4 protein-coding genes are annotated in these 4,059 nt (G+C 41.6%); 3 read left to right on the forward strand and 1 reads right to left on the reverse strand.

From position 1 onward, the window contains the following. On the reverse strand, positions 1-940 hold a 940-nt coding region (locus tag WBA23_RS20675), incomplete at its 3' end, for a polysaccharide biosynthesis protein (protein ID WP_424584180.1). Positions 941-1,139: 199 nt separating this feature from the next. Here WBA23_RS20675 and WBA23_RS20680 point away from each other — a divergent pair. The 3 genes from WBA23_RS20680 to WBA23_RS20690 are packed head-to-tail and all read left to right on the forward strand — an operon-like array spanning position 1,140 to position 3,928. Beyond that, positions 1,140-1,829: a cytidylyltransferase domain-containing protein gene (locus tag WBA23_RS20680; protein WP_424584181.1), complete on the forward strand. Its 690-nt coding sequence runs from the start codon at positions 1,140-1,142 to the stop codon at positions 1,827-1,829. Positions 1,830-1,855: 26 nt separating this feature from the next. Beyond that, on the forward strand, positions 1,856-2,929 hold the full coding sequence (locus tag WBA23_RS20685; RefSeq protein WP_424584182.1) for a polysaccharide pyruvyl transferase family protein: 1,074 nt from the start codon (positions 1,856-1,858) through the stop codon (positions 2,927-2,929). Positions 2,930-2,932: 3 nt separating this feature from the next. Beyond that, entirely contained in the window at positions 2,933-3,928 is a 996-nt protein-coding gene (locus tag WBA23_RS20690) for an N-acetylneuraminate synthase family protein (RefSeq protein ID WP_424584183.1), read from the forward strand. Positions 3,929-4,059: the final 131 nt, after the last annotated feature.

Below are 4,059 nucleotides of genomic sequence, written 5' to 3' on the forward strand. Positions count from 1 at the left end.
ATTTAGCTGTATGTTCTGAGGTGAGTGCTTTTAATGCAACTTGTTGTACTCCCGACTGCTCACGGTATGCTTTTAGAACGTTCTCATTCATACAGATAATAAAATCGTTGGCACGTTCACAGCCGAATCGGGCTTCTTCTTTAGAAATAAGCGTTTCGTGAATTTTTTCTGTAAGTCGTGGCGCTGAAAAAGTGATCTCCGAATCTGGGGCAATTTCTTGTACTAAATCAATTAGTCGGTAAGCTTTCGTTTTAGGTATAAGTACTTCACCGCCCACAGCGTTGTGAATTTGAGAGAGAATATACTTGGCACAATCTGGGGCGGTCATTGTGAAGCGAGTCATTTCCGGGTGGGTGATCTCAATGGCAGATTGATTTTCCTTCTTTTTCAATTCCGTCGTTACGGACCCTCGAGAACCTAGTATGTTTCCCAAACGAATCACGGAAGACTTTAGTAAGCCCGGCTGGTTTTTCCGTAGAGCCAATCGTTCCGCGCAAAGCTTTGTGGCGCCGTATAGCGTAGTAGGGTAAACGGCTTTATCGGTTGAGATAGTAATCACTTGCGAAACTTTTTGAGCAGCAGCGGCTGTAAGAACATTCTCAGTTCCATTAATATTAGTATGAACAAATGCTGCTGGCTGCATCTCCCCAAACTCTATCCGCTTCAGTGCCGCAGCATGCACAACTACATCAATCTGCCGGAAGTGAGGAAGTAACAAAGAGTAGTTGCCAATATCGGCCAAAGCATACTGAATAAACGGATATTGGCCGGGCGGAAATTCATTTTGAAGCAAATGCTGCTTGTACTCATCCCGAGATAGAATAACCACCTGCTTTGGCTGTTGCTCTTTCGGCAAATCTATGATAGTGGTTAGCAGTGCCCGACCTACTGTTCCGGTTCCGCCGGTTATAAGTATAGACTTATTCTTTAATTGAACCATCTTCAATAGAAGTCACAAAATACGTGGCTGAATATTGCCCGGAGTAAATGATAAGAAATTGTATAATTAATAAACTGATAATCTTATGCTTTATAGCTAAATTTAAAACTTTTAAATTAGTCCAATGATGTTTGTTATCAGAAACTAATATCAGGTTCAAAGTTACTAATTTACTTCAACTCTGTTCAAATAATTGTGTATGGATGCCGCGATCATACTAGCTCGAATAGATTCCGCTCGCTTTCCAGCAAAAGCAATTAGCCAAGTTGGTGGTAAACTACTTATCCAGCATTGTATTGATGAGATAAAAAAGCTGGATGGAATAACTGCTATTTTAGCTACATCTTCTCGAGCAATTGACGATCCATTAGAGCAAGTTGCTAACCAAAATAATATACAGTGTTATCGGGGGGAAGCTGAAAATGTTGCTAAAAGAGTACATGGTTGCGTAATACAAAACAAAATTAATAGTTTTGCTCGCATTAATGGCGACAGTCCATTCGTTAGAAAATCATTACTGGTTGAAGGTTTTCAGATGATTCGTAAGGGAACGTATGATTTGGTAACGAATCTTATTCCTCGTAAATACCCGTACGGAATAAGTGTAGAAATAATTAGAGGTGATAGCTTCAAAAAAAAGTATCTTGAAATTAGTAAGTCAGCTCGCTACTCAGAACATATTAGCTCAATCTTCTACGATCAACGTGAAAACTTCAACATAGGTAAGATTCTAGGTTTAGGAGATGCTGATTACAGTGATATACGACTAACAGTAGATACTAGGCAAGACAAAGAAGTTATCGATAGAATGTTTGCTACTGATGCAAGAATTAATGAAAAGAAAATTGAAGAAATTGTCTCACTCTACCACCAAGTAAAACAAAATTAGAGACTGCTTAAACCAGAGAAAACCACATGATTAATCTGTATTCTATACGACCCAAGGGATTCAATATCGGTAACGATGTTATTTATTTGGGCTTAAATCATTTCATTAGAAATGCGTTTAAAGAAAATTTTAATGTTATTTCGCTTCCAGCTACCAGTAAATATGAGAGCCATAAGAAGGCTGGTGTTAGCTCCCAGACCGTTTACGAAGTAAATCAATTTGGGCACGGTCTGATAATCGGCGGGGGTAATCTCTACGAAAATGGTGAGCTTGAGGTAAACCCCATTGCGCTGAAGGCATTGGAGAAGCCTACCATGATTTTTAGCGTTTCCAGGGGCAAAATTTATAACAAAGCGCTGGAACTAGTCGATAGAACGGATGTGATGTCCGATGATAAAATTGCTCTATTGAACCAGCGAGCTGACTTCTCGCTGTCGCGTGATAAGGCTACCCACGAACATATTCGTCAACTTGGTTGCGATAATATTTTGGGAGGGTGCCCAACGTTGTTTATTGATGAGATTCCTCAGCACTTGGTACCTATTATGGAATCTGACCGTACCGATGCCCTCATCTCGGTTCGAACTCCAACCCTAATGAGTATTCCGGTGGTGTATCAGTATGATTTGCGGGAGCAAATTCTTGGAATGATTGCCCTTTTGCGGGAGAAAGGTTACGCAAATATTAAGCTACTTTGTCACGACCACCGTGATATTCCGTTTGCCGCTTCCTTTAGTGAGGTCGATTATCTGTATACGGAAGATGTATATACTTACCTTACCTATTTACGTAACACTCGGCTCAACCTTACTTTCCGGCTGCATTCGTTTATTCCCTGTTTGGCATATAATGTGCCAACCATAAAAATAAGCTATGATCAGCGGGCTATCAGTATGTTAGATACGATAGGGTTGGACGACTGGAATATCAATTTACTGAAGGATGATGTGGTAGCCGAAGTGAAGCAGCGAGTGGAACACCTGAAGGAGCTAGAAGAAAAGAAGGCGGAGCTGAAAAAGTCTATTTGGCCTGAATTGCGAGAAACTTTACAGTCGTATTCCGATAAATTTGCTCATCAAGTTAAAGAACAATTATCGTAACTTATGTCCGACATACACATCATCGCCGAAGCCGGTACCAACCACAATGGGCAACTGACTAAAGCACAGAAACTAGTCGATATTGCTCAAGCAGCTCAGGCTGATTCCGTTAAGTTTCAGGTTATATACCCGTTTGGGTTGTATCTACCCGGCGACTACGAGTACGGTCACTACGATATTAAAGAGGTAATCCGTATCAGAACCGAGGGAATGCTTCAAGATGAGGAGTACGAAGAGTTGGCGGCTTACTGTAAGGAGAAGCAAATATCATTTACTGCCTCAGTATTCGATGAGAGAGGATTAGACCTTCTGATGAAATTCAATCCACCTTACATCAAAATTGCCTCCTGTGATTTAAATAACATCCGCTTTCTCCGACAGGTAGCCGAACGGGGTAAAAAAATGGTTGTATCCACCGGAATGTCCTCGCTGAGCGATGTAGAAAAGTCTATGAATGTTTTAGCCATAGCCAACCACTCCGATATTGTGCTACTGCATTGTGTATCAGTATATCCGGCATTTTTGGAACAAGCGAATCTCAATTTTATTACGACACTAAAAGAAGAGTTTGGTAGTGAAGTAGGATTTTCGGATCATACCGGGAATAGCATTGCTGCTTGTATGGCGTTAGTAAAGGGAGCCACTTGGTTCGAAAAGCATTTTACGGAAGATACCTCGCAAGCGGGTTTTGACCATGCGTACGCCATGGAGGAAACCGGACTCAACGAGTACGTAGCCGACTTACATAACGCTCAGAAAGCCCTGACAGAACCCACTGATAAAATTACTGACAAAGAACGATATACTCGTAAGCGCGCTCGCCGCTCTCTTTACGCTGCCCGAAGTATGCAACCCGGTGAAGTGATTACGGATGATGATGTGCTAATTGTACGCCCCGAAGGCATTATGGATGCTGACCAGGTTGATACGTTGATTGGCAAAAAGCTTACGGAACCGCTCGCGCAGTACGCTCCCTTTAGTCCTGAAACTATCTCATAACTATGAAGGTGCTATTTCTTTGCAAAGCCTCGCCCCAGGTGGGATTAGGACATCTGATAAGAAGTAGAAGTTTAGCCACTAAATTCCACCAGAGAATTCAGTATTCGGGAGAGGTAAAATTGGTGGTAATT

This window comes from Tunicatimonas sp. (assembly GCF_049647865.1).
Taxonomy (GTDB): Bacteria; Bacteroidota; Bacteroidia; order Cytophagales; family Cyclobacteriaceae; genus Tunicatimonas.